This window comes from Paraburkholderia sp. BR10882 (assembly GCF_040948855.1).
Lineage (GTDB): Bacteria > Pseudomonadota > Gammaproteobacteria > Burkholderiales > Burkholderiaceae > Paraburkholderia > Paraburkholderia nodosa_A.
This window is the reverse complement of the sequence record NZ_JBFPKP010000049.1, coordinates 1-2331: the sequence shown is the minus strand read 5'-3', so window position 1 is coordinate 2331 and position 2331 is coordinate 1. Positions and strand designations below refer to the sequence as shown.

Below are 2331 nucleotides of genomic sequence, written 5' to 3'. Positions count from 1 at the left end.
TATCGGCTGTCGTTCTTTAACAATCAGGAAGAAGTAGTAAAGAGATTCATCCAAAACACACCTGGAGATGGGTGTGGAGTAGGTGAATCAGGGTTGTGATTGTATCAATGTATTTTTAAGTGATCGAAAGATTGCCTTGAAATACGGCGCAACACGAATACTCAACCTGTAGCGAGTGGGTCCGAAGTGAGCAATCACCGCGAGACACACCCGTTATAGGGTCAAGCGAACAAGTGCATGTGGTGGATGCCTTGGCGATCACAGGCGATGAAGGACGCGGTAGCCTGCGAAAAGCTGTGGGGAGCTGGCAAACGAGCTTTGATCCACAGATGTCCGAATGGGGAAACCCACTCCGAATGGAGTATCCATGGCTGAATACATAGGCCATGCGAAGCGAACGCGGCGAACTGAAACATCTAAGTAGCCGCAGGAAAAGAAATCAACCGAGATTCCCAAAGTAGTGGCGAGCGAAATGGGACCAGCCTGTACTCTTTATCTGTACCGTCAGCCAAACGCTCTGGAAAGTGCGGCCATAGTGGGTGATAGCCCCGTAGGCGAAGGCGGAATGGAAGAACTAGGTGTACGACAAGTAGGGCGGGACACGTGAAATCCTGTCTGAAGATGGGGGGACCATCCTCCAAGGCTAAATACTCGTGATCGACCGATAGTGAACCAGTACCGTGAGGGAAAGGCGAAAAGAACCCCGGGAGGGGAGTGAAACAGATCCTGAAACCGCATGCATACAAACAGTCGGAGCCTCGCAAGGGGTGACGGCGTACCTTTTGTATAATGGGTCAGCGACTTACATTCAGTGGCAAGCTTAACCGAATAGGGCAGGCGTAGCGAAAGCGAGTCCGAACAGGGCGTCCAGTCGCTGGGTGTAGACCCGAAACCAGGTGATCTATCCATGGCCAGGTTGAAGGCACGGTAACACGTGCTGGAGGACCGAACCCACTAACGTTGAAAAGTTAGGGGATGAGCTGTGGATAGGGGTGAAAGGCTAAACAAACCTGGAAATAGCTGGTTCTCTCCGAAAACTATTTAGGTAGTGCCTCGTGTATCACCTTCGGGGGTAGAGCACTGTCATGGTTGATGGGTCCATTGCGGATTACGTCGCCATAGCAAACTCCGAATACCGAAGAGTGCAATCACGGGAGACAGACATCGGGTGCTAACGTCCGGTGTCAAGAGGGAAACAACCCAGACCGCCAGCTAAGGTCCCCAAATATGGCTAAGTGGGAAACGAAGTGGGAAGGCTAAAACAGTCAGGAGGTTGGCTTAGAAGCAGCCACCCTTTAAAGAAAGCGTAATAGCTCACTGATCGAGTCGTCCTGCGCGGAAGATGTAACGGGGCTAAGCCATATACCGAAGCTGCGGATGCATATTTATATGCATGGTAGGAGAGCGTTCCGTAAGCCTGCGAAGGTGCGTTGAAAAGCGTGCTGGAGGTATCGGAAGTGCGAATGCTGACATGAGTAGCGATAAAGGGGGTGAAAGGCCCCCTCGCCGTAAGCCCAAGGTTTCCTACGCAACGTTCATCGGCGTAGGGTGAGTCGGCCCCTAAGGCGAGGCAGAAATGCGTAGCTGATGGGAAGCAGGTCAATATTCCTGCACCATTGTTGAATGCGATGGGGGGACGGATCGCGGAAGGTTGTCCGGGTGTTGGAAGTCCCGGTCCTTGCATTGGAGAAGGCGCTTTGGCAAATCCGGGCGCGGGATTCAAGGGTGTGAGGCCAGTCTCTTCGGAGACGAAGCAACTGGAAGTGGTTCCAAGAAAAGCCTCTAAGCTTCAGTTCAACAGTGACCGTACCGCAAACCGACACAGGTGGGCGAGATGAGTATTCTAAGGCGCTTGAGAGAACTCGGGAGAAGGAACTCGGCAAATTGGTACCGTAACTTCGGGATAAGGTACGCCCTGGTAGCTTGACTGGCTTGCGCCAGAAGGGTGAAGGGGTTGCAATAAACTGGTGGCTGCGACTGTTTAATAAAAACACAGCACTCTGCAAACACGAAAGTGGACGTATAGGGTGTGACGCCTGCCCGGTGCCGGAAGATTAAATGATGGGGTGCAAGCTCTTGATTGAAGTCCCGGTAAACGGCGGCCGTAACTATAACGGTCCTAAGGTAGCGAAATTCCTTGTCGGGTAAGTTCCGACCTGCACGAATGGCGTAACGATGGCCACACTGTCTCCTCCCGAGACTCAGCGAAGTTGAAGTGTTTGTGATGATGCAATCTCCCCGCGGCTAGACGGAAAGACCCCATGAACCTTTACTGTAGCTTTGCATTGGACTTTGAACCGGTTTGTGTAGGATAGGTGGGAGGCTGTGAAG

The 2331-nt window shown here is 52.3% G+C and carries 1 rRNA gene; it reads left to right on the top strand.

The window, feature by feature from the left end:
• Positions 1–219: 219 nt before the first annotated feature.
• Positions 220–2331: ribosomal RNA gene (locus AB3X99_RS40810) — 23S ribosomal RNA — on the top strand; the annotation flags it as partial.